Origin of the sequence: Nonomuraea sp. NEAU-A123 (assembly GCF_018603905.1) — a bacterium.
Taxonomy (GTDB): domain Bacteria; phylum Actinomycetota; class Actinomycetes; order Streptosporangiales; family Streptosporangiaceae; genus Nonomuraea.
In genome coordinates this window covers 104,216-125,445 of sequence record NZ_JAHFZZ010000006.1, presented here as the reverse complement: position 1 = coordinate 125,445, position 21,230 = coordinate 104,216, and the positions used below count along the sequence as shown (strand labels likewise).

General features: G+C 70.3%; 15 protein-coding genes. 5 read left to right on the top strand and 10 right to left on the bottom strand.

Going from position 1 to position 21,230, the window contains the following annotated elements; translation table 11 throughout:
• Positions 1–24 precede the first annotated feature (24 nt).
• Entirely contained in the window at positions 25–1,320 is a 1,296-nt protein-coding gene (locus KLK06_RS19695; RefSeq protein ID WP_214636992.1) for an ABC transporter substrate-binding protein, read from the bottom strand.
• 494 nt (positions 1,321–1,814) lie between these two features.
• On the opposite strand from KLK06_RS19695, the gene KLK06_RS19690 reads away from it, so the two are divergent.
• Positions 1,815–3,677, top strand: a complete 1,863-nt coding sequence (locus KLK06_RS19690) for an ABC transporter ATP-binding protein (RefSeq protein ID WP_214636991.1) — start codon at positions 1,815–1,817, stop codon at positions 3,675–3,677.
• A 7-nt stretch (positions 3,678–3,684) separates the two neighbouring features.
• Here KLK06_RS19690 and KLK06_RS19685 read toward each other — a convergent pair whose 3' ends face one another.
• Positions 3,685–5,115: a penicillin-binding transpeptidase domain-containing protein gene (locus tag KLK06_RS19685; protein WP_214636990.1), complete on the bottom strand. Its 1,431-nt coding sequence runs from the start codon at positions 5,113–5,115 to the stop codon at positions 3,685–3,687.
• A gap of 35 nt (positions 5,116–5,150) precedes the next feature.
• Positions 5,151–5,510 (bottom strand): MerR family transcriptional regulator, encoded by a 360-nt coding sequence (locus tag KLK06_RS19680; protein WP_214636989.1) that lies wholly within the window; start codon positions 5,508–5,510, stop codon positions 5,151–5,153.
• An 88-nt stretch (positions 5,511–5,598) separates the two neighbouring features.
• Between KLK06_RS19680 and KLK06_RS19675 the strand changes: the two genes are divergently transcribed.
• Positions 5,599–6,036, top strand: coding sequence for a hypothetical protein (locus KLK06_RS19675; RefSeq protein WP_214636988.1), 438 nt, complete (start codon positions 5,599–5,601; stop codon positions 6,034–6,036).
• A 204-nt stretch (positions 6,037–6,240) separates the two neighbouring features.
• Here KLK06_RS19675 and KLK06_RS19670 read toward each other — a convergent pair whose 3' ends face one another.
• Positions 6,241–6,891 (bottom strand): TetR family transcriptional regulator, encoded by a 651-nt coding sequence (locus KLK06_RS19670; RefSeq protein ID WP_214636987.1) that lies wholly within the window; start codon positions 6,889–6,891, stop codon positions 6,241–6,243.
• Positions 6,892–6,984: 93 nt separating this feature from the next.
• Here KLK06_RS19670 and KLK06_RS19665 point away from each other — a divergent pair, with 93 nt between their 5' ends.
• The gene (locus tag KLK06_RS19665) at positions 6,985–8,301 is read left to right on the top strand and encodes a GH1 family beta-glucosidase (RefSeq protein WP_214636986.1); all 1,317 of its coding nucleotides are present in this window, start codon (positions 6,985–6,987) and stop codon (positions 8,299–8,301) included.
• On the opposite strand, the gene KLK06_RS19660 is transcribed toward KLK06_RS19665, so the two are convergent.
• On the bottom strand, positions 8,298–9,188 hold the full coding sequence (locus KLK06_RS19660; protein ID WP_214636985.1) for a DUF5082 domain-containing protein: 891 nt from the start codon (positions 9,186–9,188) through the stop codon (positions 8,298–8,300). The two genes, KLK06_RS19665 and KLK06_RS19660, sit on opposite strands and share 4 nt — an antisense overlap.
• A gap of 201 nt (positions 9,189–9,389) precedes the next feature.
• Between KLK06_RS19660 and KLK06_RS19655 the strand changes: the two genes are divergently transcribed.
• Complete coding sequence (locus tag KLK06_RS19655) at positions 9,390–12,407, top strand: M14 family zinc carboxypeptidase (protein WP_308168336.1); 3,018 nt, start codon at positions 9,390–9,392, stop codon at positions 12,405–12,407.
• A 129-nt stretch (positions 12,408–12,536) separates the two neighbouring features.
• Positions 12,537–13,970 (top strand): aldehyde dehydrogenase, encoded by a 1,434-nt coding sequence (locus KLK06_RS19650; protein ID WP_214637444.1) that lies wholly within the window; start codon positions 12,537–12,539, stop codon positions 13,968–13,970.
• A 192-nt stretch (positions 13,971–14,162) separates the two neighbouring features.
• On the opposite strand, the gene KLK06_RS19645 is transcribed toward KLK06_RS19650, so the two are convergent.
• The 5 genes from KLK06_RS19645 to KLK06_RS19625 are packed head-to-tail and all read right to left on the bottom strand — an operon-like array spanning position 14,163 to position 21,140.
• Positions 14,163–14,915, bottom strand: a complete 753-nt coding sequence (locus KLK06_RS19645; RefSeq protein ID WP_250905722.1) for an alpha/beta hydrolase — start codon at positions 14,913–14,915, stop codon at positions 14,163–14,165.
• Between the two features lie 16 nt (positions 14,916–14,931).
• A complete protein-coding gene (locus tag KLK06_RS19640) occupies positions 14,932–17,409 on the bottom strand; it encodes a LuxR C-terminal-related transcriptional regulator (RefSeq protein WP_214636984.1) in 2,478 nt (825 codons plus the stop codon).
• Between the two features lie 28 nt (positions 17,410–17,437).
• Positions 17,438–17,869: an AMP-binding protein gene (locus KLK06_RS19635; RefSeq protein WP_214636983.1), complete on the bottom strand. Its 432-nt coding sequence runs from the start codon at positions 17,867–17,869 to the stop codon at positions 17,438–17,440.
• 56 nt (positions 17,870–17,925) lie between these two features.
• Positions 17,926–20,343 carry a LuxR C-terminal-related transcriptional regulator gene (locus KLK06_RS19630; RefSeq protein WP_214636982.1) on the bottom strand — a complete coding sequence of 806 codons (2,418 nt, stop codon included), beginning with the start codon at positions 20,341–20,343 and terminating at the stop codon, positions 17,926–17,928.
• A gap of 53 nt (positions 20,344–20,396) precedes the next feature.
• On the bottom strand, positions 20,397–21,140 hold the full coding sequence (locus KLK06_RS19625; RefSeq protein WP_214636981.1) for a long-chain fatty acid--CoA ligase: 744 nt from the start codon (positions 21,138–21,140) through the stop codon (positions 20,397–20,399).
• Between the last annotated feature and the right edge of the window lie 90 nt (positions 21,141–21,230).

Below are 21,230 nucleotides of genomic sequence, written 5' to 3'. Positions count from 1 at the left end.
CCTGCCGTATCCAGGTGACTGAACTTACTGCGCGTTGGCCGTCGCGGCGTCCGCGAGTCCCTTCTGCAGGGCCGTGACGTCCTTGCTGCCGATGAACAGGCCGACCGCCTCGGTGATCGAGGCCAGCCACGGCTGGTTCACCGACACTCCGTGCTGGATGGAGCCGGCCAGCTTGTTGCTCGACCAGTCCTTCAGCGCGTCGGCCAGGTAGTCGGTGTAGAGCGACTGGTCGGCGTCCTTGCGGGCGGGGATGGAGCCCTTCTTCGGGTTGAAGGCGTCCTGCCCCTCCTTGCTGGCCGCGACCTTGAGCCAGGCGAGGGCCCCGTCACGGTTCTTCGCGCCCTTGGGGAGCGTGAAGCTGTCCGACAGCCACAGGTAGGTGCCCTCGGTGCCGGGAGAGGGCGCCCAGTCGAAGTCCTCCTTCGACTTCTTGCCCAGGCCGCCGTCCGGCGGGTTGTGGAAGTAGCCGTAGGCCCAGTCGCCCATGATGTTGAACGCGGCCTCGCCGTCGGCCACCTGCTTGGCCGCGGGCTGCCAGTCGTCCTGCGGGTCGCCCGCGTACGTCATGATCGTCTTGAAGCTCTCCAGCGCCTTCTTCACCTCGGGGCTGCCCCAGTTGGCGCCCGGCTTGAACAGGGCGTTGTAGGCGTCGGTGCCGAGCGAGCCGAGCAGCACGCTCTCCATGAGGTGCACCACGGTCCACTCCGAACCGATGGACAGCGGGATCTTGCCCTTGGCCTTGACCTTGCCGAGGTCGGCGATGAACTCGTCGACCGACTTGGGCGCGGCCGCGATCCCCGCGTCCTTCAGCACCTTGGGGTTGAACCACAGCACGTTCGACCGGTGGATGTTGACCGGCACCGAGTAGATCTTGCCGTCCACGCTGATCTGGTCGATGAGCTGGGAGGGGAAGACGTCCTTCAGTTTCAGCTCGTCGTAGAGGGCGTTGAGGTCCTCCAGGTCACCCGCCTTGATGTAGCCCTGCAGCTCGGCACCCGCGTGACCCTGGAAGGTGTCCGGCGGGGTGTCCGCCTGAAGCTTCGACTGCAGCAACGCCTTGGCCTTGTCGCCGGAGCCACCCGCGACCGCCGCGTCGAAGAAGGTGTAGTTCGGGTTCTCCTTCTCGAAGATCGCCCGCATGGCCTTCAGGCCGTCGGCCTCACCCGGCCCTGTCCACCAGGAGAACACCTCGACCTGCTTCTTCTCGCCGCCACCCGTGGCCTGCGGGCTGGCCGTTCCGCCGCCGCTACCACCGCAGCCGGACAGGCCGAGCACGCTCGCCATAGTGATCGCGACGGCCGCCAACCACCGTCGTCGCATCGCACACCGTCCCTTCGAAAACCCCGAGTGGTGAAGGTTGACAACGTTGTCAGTAGGGCCATCAACCCACTTCGCACTTGGAGCCGTCAAGGCATGTGCTGATAACAGGTCCGCATACGCACCCGACGAGCGCGCGGCGATCGGCCGACGGTGGGCGGGCCCGAGCCCTGCGCGGCTCGAGCCCGCTGTCACGCGTCCGGAACCGGCCCCCACCCCTCCGAGGAGGCCAAGCTCCGCATGGACACGCGACGCCCCGGCGGATCCGGCCACCACACTAAGTGGCCGATCACATGCAGAACGTTAGACAAACGGACCGGACGCCGCATGCGTCGAGATGGCCATTCGAGGATGTAATCGCGTGAAGGCAGTGATGTGTAGAGAGGCAGGTGCAGCCCTGTATGCAGACGTAGAAGAGTGCTCAGGTCATCAACCACCCCGCGCCCGGACAGCAAAATGAGGCGAGAACTGTCGTACCCGGCGGGCACACTCTCTGTATGGCCGACGAGCCCCTCGAACTCGGCGAGGTCTCCGCCTCCGACTGGCATGCCCACACCGACAAGATGGCCGAGGTCGGCTTCCTCGCCATCGCGAAGCGGCTGCCGTCCCTCGTGGTCCAGGCGATGCGGATGGCCTGGGCGGCCAGCCCGCGCGACACCGTGGCGACGGTCACACTCAACCTGCTCGGCGGCGTGTTCACCGCGTTCGGGCTGCTGGCGACGACGGGCGTGCTGGGCGCGCTCTTCCAGGAAGGGCCGACGCCCGACCGGGTGATGGCCGCCGTGCCCAGCCTGATCATGGTGGCCACCGCCGCGGGGCTGGGCACCGCGGTGCGGGCGGGCGCCGGCTGGGCGCAGGCCCGCCTCGACCCGCAGGTGACGCGGCAGACCGAGGAGCGCCTCTACGGCCTGACCAGCCGGGTCGACCTGGTGGCCTTCGACGATCCGGAGTTCCACGACGCGCTCCAGCGGGCCCGGCTGCGCGGCGTGGCCATGGCCGACTCCGTGGTCTCCTCGGCCATCAATGTGGTCACGGCCGCGGTCGGCATCGCCGCCGTGGCCGGGGTGCTGAGCGTGCTCCACCCGGTGCTGCTGCCGCTGCTCCTGCTGGCCGTGCTGCCCGACGCGGGGGCCGCCGTACGCAGCGCCAAGATGCGCTACACGACGCTCTACTCGCTCATCCCGGCCGTCCGGCGCAAGTGGATCATCGCCGAGTTACTGGCCGACCGCGAGCCCGCCGCCGAGGTGCGCTCCTTCACCATGCGCGGCTTCCTGCTGCGCATGTACGACGCGGTGGCGCGGGCCGAGCAGCAGGTGATGCTCAGCCTGGCCAAGCGGCAGATGTGGGCCCGGGTCGTGGGCGAGGCGCTGGGCGGGCTCGGCAGCGGCCTGGTCTACCTGGCGCTCGGCATCCTGCTCGCGATCGCCGCGATCCCGCTCGCCGTGGCGGGCACCGCCGTCCTGGCGATCAGGTCGGGCCAGGGTTCGCTGTCCAGCCTGATGTTCGCCACCAACCACCTCTACGAGGAGGGCCTCTACTTCACCGACTTCCTGGAGTTCTGCGCCGACGCCGAACGCCGTCTCCCCGGCCCCCGGCCGGCCGCCGCCCCGCTGAGCTTCCAGCGGATCTCCGTCTCGGACGCCACGTTCACCTACCCCGGCGCCGACGATCCCGCGCTGCGCGGCGTCTCCATCGAGATCAAGCAGGGCGAGGTCATCGCGTTCGTCGGCGAGAACGGCTCGGGCAAGACCACCCTCGCCAAGATCCTGTCCGGCCTGTACGAGCCCGACAGCGGCTCGGTCTTCTGGGACGACCTCGACCTGCGCGACGTCGACCCCGAGGAGCTCCGGCTGCGCACCGCGGTCATCGCGCAGGACCACACCCGCTGGCCGCTCACCGCCCGCTACAACATCACGATGGGCACCGACAAGGGCGAGCCCGCCCTGCACGCGGCGGCCTCGGTGGCCGGCGCCGACGAGGTCGTCGCCGAGCTGCCCCACGGTTACCGCACGCTGCTCGACCGGCGCTTCAAGGACGGCCATGAGCTGTCGGGCGGCCAGTGGCAGCGCATCGCGGTGGCCCGCGGCTTCCACCGCGACGCGGTCCTGCTCATCTGCGACGAGCCCACGGCCGCCCTCGACGCCCGCGCCGAGCACGCCCTGTTCGAACGCATCCGCGGTCACTCCGACGGACGCACGGTCCTGCTGATCACCCACCGGCTGGCCAGCGTCCGCTACGCCGACCGCATCTACGTGCTCGACCACGGCAAGGTCATCGAGCACGGCGACCACGCGGCCCTGATGTCGCTCAACGGCCTGTACGCCGACCTCTACACCCTGCAAGCCTCGGCCTATCGATAGCGACCCGCTAGGAAAGAGCCGCCTCCAGGACGGCGCGGGCGATGGGGCCGGCGGCTGACGGAGCGGCGTGTTCCACGACCACGCCCACGGCCACCTCCGGCCGGTCCGCCGGGGCGAACCCCGTGAAGAGCGCGTGCTCCTCCCCCGCCCCCGTCTTGGCCGCCACCGCCACCCCCAGGATCGAGGCCGCCGTCCCGGAGCCGCCGGCGCCGGGCGCTGTGAGCATCATCGACGTGAGCTGCCTGGCCAGGGTGGCCGGCATGGTCACCCGGTACGGCGTCGGGTTGGCCCGGTCGATGAGCGAGCCGTCCGGCAGCCGTACGTCCTCCACCAGGTACGGGCGCATGAGGACGCCGTGGTTGGCGACGGCGGCCGACAGCATGGCGATCATCAGCGGAGTGGCCCGGTCGTGGTACCGGCCGATGGCCGACAGGGCGGTCTGGGCCCGGTCCATGTTCAGGGGATAGGTGCTGGCGGTGACCCGCAACGGGATGGTGAGGTCGCCGGCGTTGAAGCCGAACGCCTCCGCCTGGTCACGCAGGATGTCCTGCCCCAACTGAAGGCCGATCCCGGCGAAGGCGGCGTCGCAGGAGGCCCGGAAGGCGTCCGGCAGCGTCGGATGCGCCTGTCCGCAGAGCCCGGAGCCGGGCAGGCCGGCCACCGTGCCGCCGGGGAACCGCAGCCGGCCAGGGGCGTCGACCCGCGAGGAGGGTGTGTACTCGCCCGACGACAGCGCGGCGGCCGCGGTGACCAGCCTGAACGCCGAGCCCGGCGGGTAGCTCTGGTTCACCGCCCGGTTGAGCAGCGGCCTGCCGGGGTCACCGCGCAGCCGCCGGTCCGTCTCGGCCAGTTCGGCGGGGTCGGTGGTGGTGTAGGCGTTCGGGTCGTACGACGGGTAGCTGGCCAGGGCGAGGATCGCGCCGGTCGCCGGGTTGATGGCGACCGCGGCGCCCGGCCGGCCCGCCGCCCTGAGTCCCTCGTACGCGGCCCACTGCGCGCGCTCACTGATCGTGAGCCGGACGGCGGCGCCCTGGGCACTGCCGTGCCTGACCAGCGAGCGGACCTGGATCCTCGGGTCGTCGCCGGACAGCACACCGTCCGCGGCCTGCTCGATGCCTGTGGTCCGGTTGAGCGACGCCTCCCCGGTCACGGGCGCGTACAGCTCGCCGTCAGTGTAGACGCGGCGATACGCGTACGACTCGCCGTCCGTCTTCCGGTTCGTGGCGATGATCGCGCCCTCGTACGTGAGGATGTCGCCGCGCGGATGGTCGAACCTGGCGATGACCGAGCGCTGGTTGCGCGGATCGGCGTTGAGCCCCCGCGCCCCGAACCCCTGGATGAGCGTGACGTCGGCCAGCAGCACGAACAGCAGCGCCGCGCACATCCTGGCGACGCGGCGCAGCGGGATATTGATCCGTTTCGCCCTGGGTCCGGCCATGGTCCCGGTCTAACAACCGGACCCCCAAGGCAGGGCTAGACGACTCTGCGGTAGTAGGAAATCTTGTTCTGGATGTAGCGCTGCCGCTCGGTGAGGTTGGCGATCTGCTCCCGGACGCGGCCGTCATGCTCCTCCAGGAGCTTGATCCGGTCCGGGATCGTGTGATCGCCCGCGCGGACCAGATCGGCGAAGCGGAGCATCTCGGCGATCGGCATGCCGGTGTCGCGCAGGCACCGGATCGTGCCGAGCCAGCCCACGTCCTGCTCGCTGAACCTGCGCTGCCCGGCCGCGTTACGGCCGACGGGTTCGAGCAGGCCGATCTTCTCGTAATAGCGCAACGTGTCCAGGGTGAAGCCGGTCTCCTCGACCACCTCGGCGGGTGTGTAGACGCTCACGGCAGAAGCATCGCACCTGGAGCCCACTCCAGGTCAACCGATCCCACGGCTTGACATGGACCGCACTCCAGCTTCCACAGTCGTGGCCATGAACATCGCACTCGGCACGATCGCGAAGGACACCTTCGCCATCCTGGACTGGTTCGCCAAGGCCGGAGGCAGCCTGCAGAGATTAAGGACGGACTACATCCCTGTGTATTGGTCGCACATCGAGGACCGTTCCGTCCCCTTGGAGCTGTCTGCGGCGCGGGGCTGGCTGCCGTACACATGTCTGCAGCTCCGCCACACCTACCTGCGCCCGCGACCGCTCACGCGGCTCGCCGAGGCGGGCCACGTGCTGGCGACGGACGAGACGCTGGAGTATGTACGCGCCAAGCCCGATGTGACGCTGTGGGCCTACAACACGCTGACGGCGGGCGCCTGCACACAGACCGACCGCCCACCGGAGATCTACCACCATCCGGGCACGACCCGGCGGCTGGCCGTGCCGCGCGAGGTGGCGGCGGAGGTGGGCGCGGCGTGCTGAGCCCGAGCCCGGCCCCCCGGCCCGACGATCGGCCGCGCTTGTCGCCGAGACGATCACTGTTGTGGTGGTTTCGGGAGCGCTCCCGTGGACGGCCGCAGGGACGACTGATGCTGGCGGGCGGCGGTCTGTGGCTGGTCGAGGACATCCCCCAGACCACCCGCCGCTCCCGCTAGCGGCCCGGCGCCCGCCCGGCGAGCAGGACGGTCAGGGCAGGTGGTTGGCCAGATAGCGGTGGACCAGCTGTTTGCACTCGACGATCAGGTCGGGATCGCCGTCGGGGCACACCCGGAACGCCAGCTTGAGCACCGCGTCCGCCGCCTCGACCGCCACCAGCAGGGCCCGGTCGAACCCCGGCCCGGTAGGCGTGTCGAGCAGGTCGAGCGTGAGCGCCCGCAGCCGGTCGGCGACGACGACGTTGTTCTCCAGCGCCGCGTCGAGCATCCGGTTGGTGCCCTCGATCGCCGGCCCGCCCGGCGCCACCAGCACCTCCCCGAAGTCGACCACCGCGAACCCCGGCACGGTCCGCTTCATCTCGACGAACTCGTCGATGGACAGGTCGACCAGGTCGGTCCAGTGATCGAGATCGGCCTCGGCGATCCGTTCGGTGAGGCGTTCGGTGATGCGGTGGAGGAAGGCGTCGAGGTTGCGCAGGGCCAGCGCTCGCACCAGGCCCTGCTTGTCGGAGAAGAACTGGTAGAACGTGCCTATCGGCACCTCGGCCCGGCGCGCGACCTCTTTGGTGGTCAGCGCCTCGTAACCGACCTCGTCGAGCAAATGTGCGCACTCGTCGAGCATCCGTTCGACTCGCTCCACGCTGCGGCGTTGGGCTGGACGCCGGCGCAGGGTACTCGTCATGCCCCCCATCTTGGCGTATTACCGCCAGGTAGGGTTCCGGAGTCCTCCGCCAGTTAACATGAGTGGCACTCGGATGATCGCTAAGGAGCGGGTATGTTCCTGTGGGGTACGGCCACTGCCGCCTACCAGATCGAGGGCGCCGTCACGGATGACGGAAGGGGCGCCTCCATCTGGGACACCTTCTCCCATGAGCCGGGCCGCATCCGCGACGGGCACACCGGTGACGCCGCGTGCGACCACTACCACCGCTGGCCCGAGGACGTCGCGCTCATGGCGGACCTCGGTGTCAACGCCTACCGCTTCTCGATCGCCTGGTCACGGGTGCTGCCGCTCGGCACGGGCCGGGTGGAGCCGAGGGGCCTGGACTTCTACGACCGGCTGGTCGACGGGCTGCTGGCGGCGGGGATCGCGCCGGTGCCGACCCTGTTCCACTGGGACCTGCCGCAGGCGCTGCAGGACCTCGGCGGGTGGATGAACCGCGATATTTCCCATCACTTCGCTGAATACGCGGCGGTAGCGGCCGAGCGCCTCGCCGACCGCGTCCCCATGTGGATCACGCTGAACGAGCCGTTCGTGCACATGGCCTTCGGGTACGGCATGGGGGTCCACGCCCCCGGCCAGGCCCTGCTGTTCGACGCCCTGCCCGTCGCCCATCACCAGCTCCTCGGCCACGGCCTGGCCGTACAGGCGCTGCGCGCGGCCGGGGCGCGGCAGGTGCTGATCACGAACAACTGCACCCCGGTCTGGCCCGCCTCCGGGTCGGCCGAGGACCTGGCCGCGGCCGACGCGTACGACACCCTGCACAACCGCCTGTTCAACGACCCGATCCTGCTGGGCGAGTACCCGGACCTGAAGGCCATCGGCACCCTGGACGACGTGGTCCGCGAGGGCGACCTGGCCGTCATCTCCACACCCCTGGACGGCTTGGGCATCAACTACTACAACCCCACCCGCATCGGCGCGCCCGCGGACGACGGCCTGCCCTTCACCGATCTCGGCGTCACCGGCTACCCCACGACCGCCTTCGGCTGGCCGGTCGTCCCCGACGGCCTGCGCGAGCTCCTGACGGGCCTGCACGCCAGGTACGGCGCCGCGCTCCCGCCGGTGTACGTCACCGAGAACGGCTGCTCCCAGGAGGACGTCCCCGGCCCGGACGGCACGATCGACGACCAGGGCCGCATCGCCTTCCTCGACGGCCACATCACGGCGGTCGAGCAGGCGGCGGCGGAGGGCGTCGACGTGCGGGGCTACTTCGTCTGGTCGCTGCTGGACAACTTCGAGTGGGCCGAGGGCTACCACCAGCGCTTCGGCCTGGTGCACGTGGACTTCGACACGCTGCGCCGCACCCCGAAGGCGTCGTACGCCTGGCTGCGCGACCGCCTGACCGCCGCGAAGCCCCAGAACCCCTAGAAGACCGACACGTGCACGTGGTCGTAGTGGTTGGCGGTGACGCCGCCCCGGTCCGACATGGGATCCCAGCCGCCGCCTGACCGGATGTCGTAGTAGCGCTGCTTCCAGATGATGTACATCACCCCGATCCGGGGCCCGTTCTTGATCAGCCACTCGGCCAGCGCGTCGCCCCGGTCGGCGTCGGCCCCGGAGGCCGCCCTGCCGCCGCTCGACATCATGAAGTCGCAGGCCCGGCCCTTGCCGTGCTCGCCGGGGTCACCGGGACGCAGGCAGCCGACGCCGTACGGCATGGGGAAGTTCTGCATGATCTGCGCACGTACCGCGATCATGCGCGGCGTGAGCCCCGAGGAGCCACCCGGCTGCTGGAAGCCGAACTTGGCGAGCAGCCGCTCGATCTCGCGGCGCTTGCCCTGCATCTCCTTGATCTCTTTTCGGAGCTTTTCGATCTTGTTGGCGGCGGCCCGCTTGGCATCCTTCGACTTGTCGATCAACGTCTGGATGCCCCGCATCTTGCTGATGCGCTCGTTGGCCAGGTAGGTCATGTTGGCCGCCTGGCCGAGCGCGGTGTACGGGTCGACCGTCGGGCTGAAGAGCTGGGTGCCGTCGATCGGGCCCATGATGTAGGTGTTCTGGGCGATCGACGTCACGTCGGCCTTGGCGTCGGCGAGCCGGGCTTCCAGGTCGCCGGAGTTGTCGGTGGCCTTCTTCGCCTGGATCCGGACCTCTTCCAGGCTCTGGATCTGGCCTCGATAGAGCTCGTTGAGCTGGGACGCCTGCTTGGTCAGCTTACGCAGCTCGGCCGGGTTGGGATCGCCGAAGGCCGGGAGAGGGAACGCGAACAGCCCCGCCAAGACGATGGCGAATAGGGCGAAGCGACTGATTTTCACGTCCGTCCTCCCCTCATAGACGGAGCGAAACTATAGAAGATGATCTTGAAGATTGTCACCTGAACGCCACAAGTCACGCCCTCTTGGCGAACTATCTGTAGATTTGTCCGATCTAAGGCCGAAATAAGGATTGGGCCTTGCCGGGGGCGACGGATCGGTTTGAGATGGCGACGAAACTCGTCTCTGCGAAGGGGCAGACCCGTGTCTCGATTACTGGCCCTGTCCATGGCCGTCATCCTCGGCCTCGGCACCTCCCTCGTCGCCCTGGAAGCCCAGGCCACGGTGGACCCATTACCTCCCCGTGACAGGATCGAGCTCTACCAGCTCGAGAGCACTCCCGGCACCGGCCAGGCGCTCAGGGAGAAGGGCTTCGACGTCGTACAACAGGACACGCGGGGCGGCACGGAACACGTCGAGGTGACCGCCGCCCAGACCGACCTCGACGGTCTGCGCAAGCTCGGCTACCAGCCGGAGCCTGTACGCAACCCGCAGGGCCAGAGCCAGTTGGAGGCGGCCAAGGCGCAGGCCGCCGGCGGCTACACCGTCTGGAAGTCCTACTCCGCGCCCGGCGGGATCGCCGACCAGCTCAAGGCCATCGCCAACGCGAACAAGGACCTCGTGAAGATCGAGTCCCTCGGCAAGTCGCTGAAGGGCCAGGACATCCTCGCCGTCAAGGTCAGCACGCTGGCCAGGGTGCTGCCCGACGGCGTCAAGCCGGCGACGCTGTACTCGGCGACGCAGCACGCCCGCGAGTGGATCTCCACCGAGGTGGACATGCGGCTGCTGAAGTACGTGATCGCCAACAGATCCTCGCTCAGGGACCTGCTGAACAGGACCGAGCTCTGGTTCGTGCCGGTCGCCAACCCCGACGGCTACGACTTCACCTTCACCGAGGGCAACCGCCTGTGGCGCAAGAACCTGCGCGACAACAACGGCGACGGGCAGATCAGCACCGGCGACGGCGTCGACCCGAACCGGAACTACGCCACCAACTTCCACTACGACGAGGAGGGCTCCTCCTCGATCCCGAGCAGCGAGACCTACCGCGGCACGGGGCCCGCCAGCGAGCCCGAGACCAGGGCGCTCGACGGGCTGCTCCGGCGGATCAGGTTCAAGGCCCAGGTGAACTACCACTCCTTCGGCCCGCTCCTGCTCTACCCGATGGGCTGGCAGATCGCCACCAAGACCGCGGACAACCCGATCTACGAGGCCATCTCCGGTAACGACGCCAACCCGGCCATCCCGGGCTTCGACCCCGATCTGGGCGCCGAGCTGTACACGACCAACGGCGAGACCACCGACCACGCGCACAGCACGTACGGCACCTTGGCCTGGACGCCGGAGCTCGACGAGGGCTGCGACGGCTGCGGATTCGTCTTCCCCGACGACGAGGCGCTGGTGCAGGCGGAGTTCGCGAAGAACATCCCGTTCGCCATGGACGTGGCCAAGTCGGCCACCAACTGGTGCGAGCCGGTCAACCACCTCGGCAACGCGACGGCCGACTTCGTGCTCGACCCGTTCGAGGTCAGCTACGGCAGGGACCAGGTGGTCCAGGTGGACGCCAAGCGCAAGCTCGGCCCGGTCTTCCTGAACTACCAGGTCAACGGCGGCAGGACCAAGACCGTGCCGACCGGCGAGTGGCGGGGCGGCGAGCGCTACGGCAAGGGCTACAACGCCTACTACCACTGGCTGCGCGGCACGATCACCGGCACCCGGCCGGGTGACAAGGTCAAGGTCTGGTTCAGCTCGATCGGCAAGAAGAGCGCGGACTTCACCTACCAGGTCGCCGCCGACATCGGCGGCAAGGTGCTGGTGCTGGCCACCGAGGACGTCACGGGCCTCAGCCCCGTCCAGGGCGTGACCGAGGCCAAGTACGCCGACGACTACGTCAAGGCGCTCGACGAGGCGGGTTACAGCTCCGACGTCTACGACATGGACACGATGGGCCGCAAGGCTCCCCACCCGCTCGGCGTGCTCAGCCACTACAAGGCGGTGGTCTGGGAGACGGGCGACGACATCATCCCCAGATCCGCCGGCCAGGTGCCCGGCACCACCTCCAAGGGCGGCGTCGACACCGAGCTGGCCGTGCGCGACTACCTGAACGAGGGCGGCAAGCTCCTGCACGCGGGCAAGTACCCGTCGTACGCGGCCAACAACAACGGCGCGTACTACTACGAGCCCGACCAACCGGCCCAGCCCGAGTGCGCGGATCCCGACGACCCGCCGTGCATCCAGGTGTTCAACGACTTCCAGCAGTACTGGCTGGGCGCGTACGTCTTCTTCGACGACTCGGGCACCGACCCGGCCACGGGGCTCCCGTTCGCGCTCGACGGCGCGAGCGGCCGGTTCCAGGGCTTCCACGGCACGCTGGAGCCGAGCCACACCAACTCGTTCGTGGCGACGTCGGCGATCCTGCCGGCCGCCCGGTTCCCGCGGTTCGCGAGCTCCGCCCCCGTCAAGTGGGCCCGGCCCGGCGGGCCGTTCGACCCGCACACCGGTTCCTGGGACGTCTACAGCGGCATCGCCGACGTCTCCTGGAAGCGGCTGACCAAGACCGTCGACCTGACCGGCAGGACCAGCGGCGACCTGTCGTTCTGGACCTCCTACGACACCGAGGCCGGCTGGGACTTCTTCACGGTCGAGGCGCACACCGTGGGCGGGGACGACTGGACCACGCTGCCGGACGTCAACGGCCACACCACGCAGAGCACCGGCAGCAGTTGCGACCCGCCCAGCGGCGGCGCGGGCTGGCGCGCGATCCACCCGTTCACCCAGCGCTACCAGGGGCTGGGCTGCGAGCCGACCGGCACCTCCGGCTCGTGGAACGCGGCCACGGGCAACTCGGCCGGCTGGCAGCAGTGGAAGGTCGATCTGACCCCCTATGCGGGCAAACAGGTGGAGCTGTCTATCTCGTACGTCAGCGACTGGAGCACCCAGGGCGCGGGCGTCTTCCTCGACGACCTCACCGTCACGCTGAACGGCGCGACGGCGGAGCAGACCTCGTTCGAGTCCGACCTGGGCGGCTGGACCGTGGCGCCGCCGCCCGCCGGCACCTCGCCCTCGATCAACAACTGGGCCCGTACGGACCAGGCGTTCGAGGAGGGCGGCGGCATCACCACCAAGGACACCGTCTACCTCGGGTTCGGCGTCGAGAGCCTGACGACCCAGGCCATGCGCACGGACCTGGTCAAGCGGTCCCTGCGGCACCTGCTCGGCTGATCCGCCGGAGGGGTCCGGCCCGCGTGCGCGCGTGCCGGACCCCTCTTGCGCGCGTGGACAGAACATGGTTCGGTCAGCTTGAGGCAGTCTGTGACAAGCAAGCATTCGGTCAAGCAGGAGGCTCACGACATGCGCCAGCACGACACGCTGTTCATCGGGGGCGAATGGGTGGCCCCGGCGGGGACCGGAACCATCGATGTCATCTCCCCCCACACGGAAGAGGTCGTCGGCCGCGTGCCCGACGGCACCGCCGCGGACATGGATCGCGCGGTGGCCGCGGCGCGGCAGGCGTTCGACCACGGCCCGTGGCCGCGCATGACGTTCGCCGAGCGGGCCGAGGTGATCGGCAGGCTGGCCGAGATCTACGCCACCCGGCAGGGCGAGATGGCCGCGCTCATCACGGAGGAGATGGGCTCGCCGATCACCTTCTCCCAACTGGCGCAGGCGCCGCAGCCCCTCGGCATGCTGCAGTACTACGCCGACTACGGCAAGACGTTCGCCCAGGAGGAGCAGCGGCCCGGCCTGTTCGGGCCGACGACCGTGCGGCGGGAGCCGGTGGGCGTGGTGGCGGCCGTGGTGCCGTGGAACGTGCCGCAGTTCGTCGCGATGACCAAGATCGCGCCCGCGCTGCTGGCCGGGTGCACGATCGTGCTCAAGCCCGCGCCGGAGACGCCGCTCGACGCGTACCTGCTCGCCGAGATGGTGATCGAGGCCGGGATCCCGGCCGGCGTGCTCAACATCGTGCCCGCGGGCCGTGAGGCCGGCGAGCACCTGGTCTCCCACCTGGGCGTGGACAAGGTGGCCTTCACCGGCTCGACCGCCGCGGGCCGCCGCATCGCCGCCATCTGCGGCGAGCAGCTCAAGCGGGTCAGCCTGGAGCTCGGCGGCAAGTCGGCGGCGATCATCCTCGACGACGCGGACCTGCCGGCCAGCATGGGCATGCTGGCGATCGCCTCGCTGATGAACAACGGCCAGGCGTGCGTCGCCCAGACCCGCATCCTGGCCTCCCGGAACCGCTACGACGAGGTCGTGGACGCGGTCGCGAACATGGTCACCTCCCAGCCCGTCGGCGACCCCGCCGACCCCGGCACCGGCATCGGCCCGCTGGTCGCCAAGCGGCAGCAGGACCGCGTCGAGGGCTACATCAAGGCCGGCATGGACGAGGGCGCCAAGGTCGTCGTCGGCGGCCTGGACCGGCCGATGGACCACGGCTGGTACGTCGCCCCGACCGTCTTCGCGGGCGTCACCAACGACATGCGCATCGCCCGCGAGGAGATCTTCGGCCCGGTGCTGGCGGTGATCCCGTACGAGGACGAGGCGGACGCGATCCGCATCGCCAACGACAGCGACTACGGCCTGGCCGGCACCGTCTGGACCGCCGACGCCGACCATGGCATGGAGGTGGCCCGCCAGGTCCGCACCGGCACCTACGGGATCAACTGCTTCATGCTGGAGTCGAACGCGCCCTTCGGCGGCTACAAGGCCAGCGGCGTGGGCCGCGAGCTTGGGCCCGAGGGCCTCAACAGCTACCTGGAGTACAAGACGATCGCGCGCCTGGGCTGAGAAAAGGGGCTCCGGTACGACGTACCGGAGCCCCTTCTCACGGGATGTACACCCAGCGCGCCCCCGCAACGCTAGGTGCGAAACCCGCTACTCCACGAAGTATGTCCTAAGGTCACCGCCTCGGCGGTTTCCTTCCCCAAGGACTTTCTCCCGGCGGATTTCTTCCATCCGCCCTAGATAGACGTCTATTACTCAGAAAAGGTTCGAACCGATCCACTTTCCGATGCGACGAATGAGTTCCGGGCCGGCCGCGGACTCCGCGTGGCCGTACCCCTGCTCGATCCAGAGCCGCTTGGGCTCGCGCGCGCCCTCGTAGAGCTGGTACGCGTGCTCGAGTGGGAAGAACGCGTCGGAGTCGCCGTGGACGATCAGCAGCGGCGTCGGGGAGATCAGGGCCGCGGCCTCGTGCGGCGGCACCGGGATCGGCTCCCACCGGCCGCGGGCGATCCTGGTGTGCTTGGCCATCCTGGCCGTCCATCTGCCGATCGGCTGCTCGATGGCCCAGTGCACCTGGCGCATCGGCTTGGTGCCACGGTAGTGCCAGCGCGCCGGGCCGCTCACCGAGACCACCGCGTCGACACCGCCGAGCAGCCCGGCGTGCCGTACGGCCACGGCGGCGCCCATGGAGAAGCCGACCACGGCGACCTTGGGATAGCCGATCACCCGCGCGTGCCGCACGGCGGCCTCGACGTCGAGGATCTCCTTGTCGCCCACGGTGGACTCGCCACCGGAACGCCCGTGCCCGCGGAAGTCGAACGCGATCACGCCGCCATAGCCGCTCAGCACGTGCGCGATGCGCCTCGTGGCACGGTCCCGCCACCCACCGGTGAACCCGTGGGCCACCACGATGCCGAGGCCGGAGCGGGCGGAGGGCGTGTGCGCGGCGTCTATGCGGACGCCGTCCTCGGTGCGGAGCATGAGCGGGAAGTTCGGGGCGAGCGGCATGCTTCCGAGCTTATGGTCACCGGTTGTCGAGGCCGTGTTCGGCTGCCCAGACCGCGATCTGGGCGCGCGAGCTGAAGCCGAGCTTCTCCATGATGTTGGCGACGTGCCTGGCGACCGTCGCGGGGCTGATCACCAGTTGCGCCGCGACGGCGCGGTTGCTCAGGCCCTCGGTGAGCAGCCCGGCGATCTCCCGCTCGCGCACCGTCAGCGTCGCGTTGCGCAGCTCGCGGACGGCCGGCCCCGACAAGGACACGAACAGGGAAGCGGGCAGGGAAGGCGTCAGGACGGCGGGCTCGAGGAGGTCTGCGGCATCGGAGGTCCGGTCGAGGATCCGCCGGGCCACCGCGCCGGGCTCCTGTTCGGTGCCGCTCGCCCAGAGCAGCGCCACGCGCCCCTCGCCGAGCTTGTCGCGGGCGAGCGAGAGCAGCTCCTGGGTGCGGGCCGGGGCGTCGTGCTGGCCGATCGACTCGCGCAACGCGCTCGCCGCCGCGGCGGCGAGGACCGCCCCGTCGAGATCGCCCTCGGCCTGCGCCAGGACGGACAGGGCGACCAGCGCCCGGACGACGCCACTGCGCCGGCCGGTCTGCCTGCTCAGCACCAGGCTGGCGGCCAGACTGCGCCGGGCGGCGGGGAAGTCGTGCAGCCGGGCCGCCACCCTGCCGACCTTGGCCTGGCAGCGGGCCAGCTCGACCCGGTTGTCCAGCTCCTCGAGGATGGGCAGCGCCGCCGCGTGGTGCCGCATGGCCGCCTCCAGGTCGCCCCTCGCCTCGGCCACCGCGCCCAGGTGGGTCAGCGCCCTGGCGAGGGTCCAGTGGTGACCGGACTCCATGGCCAGGGCCAGCGCCTCCTCGCCGAACCGCTGGGCCTGGCGCGGCTGCCCCTGGAACAGCGCCAGGTTGAGCCGGGCGATGCGGGCGGTCGTCAGGTTGAACAGGTCGTCGTGCCCGGCGGCCGCCGCTTCGAGCTCGCGCAGGTAGCGCAAGGCCGTGTCGCTCTGGCCGGTGCGGAAGAAGACGGTCAGGGCCACGCCGTAGGTGACGCCGAGCCAGTGCGTGTAGGGGTGCCGCTGCTGCTCCTCGATGCTCTCCTCGAGGAGCCCGGCGGCCCGGTCCAGCTCGTCGCGCGTTTCGAGCCCGAAGGCGAGGCCGCCCTTGGCCACGCCGATCAGGTCGGCGGGCACGTCGGACAGGTCGAGATCCAGCAGCCGTTCGTACCAGCCGACGCTCTCCCTCAGGTCGCCGCGCACCGCGAGGATGGCCAGCGCCGCGCGGGCCAGGCGCAGCCCCAGCTCGGCGCTGCCGGACTCGACGGCCCAGTCGATCGCCGCCCGGCAGTCGTCGAGGAGCGTGCGGCCCCTGGCGAAGTGCACGGCGCGGGCCGGCCACGACAGCCGGCGGCCGAGCGAACCGGCCTCGTAACAGCGCTCCATCTCGGCGCAGATCACCTGGAGGTGGCCGCCGCGCAGCCGCGCCTCCTCGCCGGCCTCGCGCAGCCGCTCGGCGGCGTAGTGCCTGATGGTGTCCAGCAGGTGGTAGCGGCCGCCGTCGCCGTGGTGCAGCACCAGCGACTTGTCGACCAGGCCGCTGAGCACGTCGAGCACCTCGCTGCCGCGCAGGAGGCCGCCGTCGGCGCACACCTGCTCGGCCAGGTCGAGGTCGAAGCGCCCGGCGAACACCGACAGCCGGCGCAGCAGCACGCGTTCCTTGTGGTCGAGCAGGTCGTGGCTCCACTCGACCGTGGCCAGCAGCGTGCGCTGGCGGGCGTGGGCGGTGCGGTCGCCGGTGGTCAGCAGCCGGAAGCGGTCGCCGATCCGGTCGGCGATCCGGCCGGGGCTGAGCAGGCTGCTGCGGGCCGCGGCCAGCTCCAGCGCGAGCGGCAGCCCGTCGAGCGCCCGGCACAGCCGTATGACGTCGGGCATGCTGTCGGTCACCGCGCGGGCTCCGGCCGCGGCCGCCCGCTCGACGAAGAACAGCACGGACTCGGCGTCGGGATGACACTCGTCGGGCAGGTCGAGCGGCGGCACCCGCCAGATCAGCTCGCCGGGGATGCGTAGCGGCTCGCGGCTGGTGAGCAGGAATCTCAGCTCGGGGCAGTCGGCGATCAGGCCGGCGACCAGCTCGGCGCACGGTTCGACGAGGTGCTCGCAGTTGTCGAGGAGGAGCAGTGTCCTGGTGCCGCGCAGCCGGACCCGGAGACCGTCGAGCAGCCGCTCGGAGCCTTCCTCCCGGACGCCGAGCACGTCGGCCATCTCCTTCACGATCAGCTCGGGGTCGCTGACGCGGGCGAGCTGGACCAGCCACACGCCGTCGGTGAAGCCGGGCAGCGCCGTGGCCGCGACCCGCAGCGACAGCCGGGTCTTGCCGATGCCGCCCACTCCGCTGAGCGTGACGACGCGCTCACCGCGGACCAGCGCGCACAGCTCGGCCACGTCGCGTGCCCGTCCGACGAAACGGTTCGGTTCGGCGGGGAGGTTGTGCTGGACTTGCGCAGTCATGAGGTAGGTCCAAGTGTTGGCGGGAGGATCACACTCCCTCACAGTCTCCCTTGGTTCGCCGCCTGGCGCGATCACTTTCCGTGCACGGTTCGCGACTGGCCGGATATGAGCGAAGGTCCGCGACGCTCACCACCATGCGGACCCAGGACTCTTTCGCCGCGTCCATCGCCTGAGGCAGGTCGGAGATCATCAGCCGGGCCCGGCTGGCGATGATCCGGTCTCGCAGCCGGCCCGCGTCGAGCTCCGGCGGGATCGGCCAGGCGATCCCGCCGACGGCTATCACCGCGTCGGTCGCCACGAGCAGATCGGGACCGACGGTCAGGCAGATGAGCACCGTGTCGCCCGCGCGCACGCCCCGGCGGCGCAGCTGGACGGTCGCGGCGGCCGACCTCTCGTCCAGTTGCCCCTCGGTGAGACACAGACCGGTGCCAGAGTCCACCATCACGATGCGCTCCTCCATGGCGCCCACGCTATGGAGGGCATCTCATGCACACATGGGGCGGAATATGCAGATCGCTATGCAGAACCGCGTGGTTGTTCGGCGGCCCACACCGCGATCTGAGCGCGCGAGGTGTAGCCGAGCTTCTCCATGATGTTGGCGATGTGCCTGGCCACGGTGGCGGGGCTGATGACGAGTTCCTCGGCGATGGCCCGGTTGGACAGGCCCCTGGTCAGCAGGGCCGCGATCTCCTGCTCGCGGGCGGTCAGCAGCGAGTGCCTGACGGGCTCGGCCACCATGGGACCCGCCTGGACCGGCCGTTCGCCCGCGAGGACCTGACGGGCGGCGTCGTCGGGGCTCATCGTCCTGCCCCGCGACCAGAGCGCCGCGGTGCGGCTCTCGCCGAGCTTGCCGCGGGCGCGGGTGAGCAGCTCCTCGATGCGGCTCGTCGCGGAGAGCTGGCCCATCGACTCGCGGAGCGCGGTGGCCGAGGCGGCGGCCAGCACGGAGCTCTCCAGGTCGCCTTCGGCCTCCGCCAGCACCGACAGGCCCACGAGGCAGCGGGCCACGCCCTGGCGCTGCCCGGTCAGCCTGCTCAGCGACAGGCTCGCGGCCAGTCGCTCCCTGGCCACCCCGAACTCGTGCAGCAGCGCCGCGACCCGGCCGATCCTGGCCAGGCAGCGGGCCAGCTCGATGGTGCCGTTCAGCTCCTCCAGCCACGGGACCGCCAGCTCGTACTGGGCCAGCGCCTTCACCAGGTCGCCGCGTGCCTCGGCGACCGCGCCGAGCTGTGTCGCGGTCCTGGCCAGCAGCCAGCGGTGCCCGTGCTGGCGCGCCTTGGCCAGGGCCTCCTCACCGTGACACTGGGCTTCGCGCAACCGGCCGCGGGTGAGCGCCACCGCCGACAGCCCGGCCAGCCCGGCCGCCTGGTTCCACTGGTCGCCGGAGGCGGTGGCCACGGCCAGGCCGGTCTCGGCGTGGTGCAGCGCCTCGTCGGCCCGGCCCATGCGCAGCAGCAGTATGACGACCAGGCTGTGCATGACGCAGCTGGGGAAGACGTTGTCGTCGCCCAGGCCCGCCAGGCTAGCCCTGGCGCACTCCAGCGAGCGGGCCAGCTCGTCGCGGCCCTCCAGCCCATATGCGAGGTACGCCTGGGCGTGCGCGATCTGCTCGTCGGACACCTGGGTCAGGTCGAGTGCCAGCAGGCGCTCGACCCAGCCGACGATCTCGGCCGGGTTGGCGCTGCTGACCGGGAGCAGGCTGGTGCTGTAGGCGCACAGGCGCAGGCCCAGCGGCGCGTTATCGGACGCGATCGCCCAGTCGAGCGCGGCCCGCTGGTCGTCGATCAGGCTCCGGCTGGCGGTCAGCGCGGCCAGCCGCACCGGCCACGGCAGGTCGGGCTCGACCATCTCCGTGCCGAAGTGGCGCAGCTGCAGCTCGCACAGCACCTCCAGGTGCCGGTCGCGCAGCACCTCGCGCTCGGCCGCCTCCGCCAGCCGTTCGGCCGCGTAGTGCTTGATGGTCTCCAGCAGCCGGTAGCGTCTGCGTTCCTCGTCGCACAGCACGAGGGACTTGTCGACCAGGGCGCCGAGCAGGTCGACGATCTCGGCCTCGGAGATGGGCCGGTCGGCGCAGATCTGCTCGGCGAGTTCGAGGTCGAAGGACCCGGCGAACACCGACAATCTGCGCAGGAGCACCTGCTCCTTGGCCGACAGCAGGTCGTAGCTCCATTCGACCGCGGCCAGCAGCGTGCGCTGGCGGGGCGGAGCCGTACGGCCGCCGGTGGTGAGCAGCGAGAAGCGGCCGTCGATCCGGTCGACGATCTGCCCGGGGCTGAGCAGGCTGGTGCGGGCCGCGGCCAGCTCCAGCGCGAGCGGCAGCCCGTCGAGCGCCCGGCACAGCCGTACGACGTCGGCCCGGCTCGCCTGGCTCAGCCTGGTGCCCGCGGCGGCGGCGCGGTCGACGAAGAGCAGCACGGACTCGGCGTCGGGATGCCGCTCGTCGGGCAGGTCGAGCGGCGGCACCCGCCAGACCAGCTCGCTGGCGATGCGCAGCGGCTCGCGGCTGGTGGCCAGGATGCCGAGGCCCCGGCACGCCGCGACGAGCTCGGCGGCCACCTCCGCGCACTGGTCGATCAGGTGCTCGCAGTTGTCGAGCAGCAGCAGGGCGTGCGTGTCGCGCAGGCGGGCCGTCACCGTGTCGAGCAGCGGGCGAGTGCCCTCTTCGTGGATGCCGAGGGCGTGGCCGATCTCTTGCAGGATCAGCTCGCCCCGGGTGAGCCTGGCCAGCTCGACCAGCCACACGCCGCCCGGGTAGGAGGGCACCAGCCGGGCGGCGACCCGCAGGGCCAGCCGGGTCTTGCCGATGCCGCCGACCCCGCACAGGGTGACCACGCGGGTCTCGCCCAGCAGCCCGCACAGGTCGTCGACGTCGCGCTCGCGACCCACGAACCTGTTGGGCTCGGCTGGAAGATTATGCCTGGGGGGCTCGGACATTGTGGTCACCCTGCGTCGCGGAAGGATCACACTCTCCCACAGTGTCGCAGATTTCACCGGGTGAGCGAGCTGACGACGGCCCTTTCGTCCACAACCCGCAGCGTTGGATCACCGAGCAGGCGCCTGACCACCTCGTTCGGCGCGACCACAAGAGTGGCATCGTGCTCGTGGGCGAGCACGCGGCAGCCGATCAGGCTCGGCTCGTGAGCGATGATCACGTGGGCGCCCGACATCAGCGCCAGGTCGAGCACCCGCAGTCCTTTGAGCGGATCGCTGACCGCCGCGAGCACGACATCGTCCTGGCTGACCAGCAGCCGTGACGACAGCTTGCGCAGGTCGCTCGCCAGCTCGTCGTGGTCGTAGACGTGTTCGCCGTCGACGCTCAGCGCGGGTCCGGCCAGTGGGCCGAACTCGACCGTACGCTCGCCCAGCAGGTCGCCGAACGAGAGCTCCCCCGGCGTCTGCTCGAAGGTGAAGACCTTCTGCACGTCCACCGCGAGCGGGTCGTAGCCGCGCTGGGCGATCATCATGCGGGCCGTGCCGGTGGCTTCGAGCACCACGACCCCGCCGGACCAGGCGACAGAGTGGACGGCGACGGCGAATCCCGCCCCGAGCGGCATGTCGACGATCACGCGGTCGCCGTAGCGGAGACCGTGACGGCGCAGCCCCGCCGCCGCGTGCGTGACCTTCCGAGCGAACGCGGAGTACGACAGCACCTCTCCGGTTCTGACGTCGCTCACCGCAGGCTGCTCGCCCTGTACGGGAGAGGCGCCCAGCACCAGCTCTGTCCAGGTCATGCCGCCAATGTAGGCATCCGGGCTCATCGGGACATGCGCAGAATTGTGCAACCCGCTATGTACGTACGGCACTCGGGAGAACCGCCCATA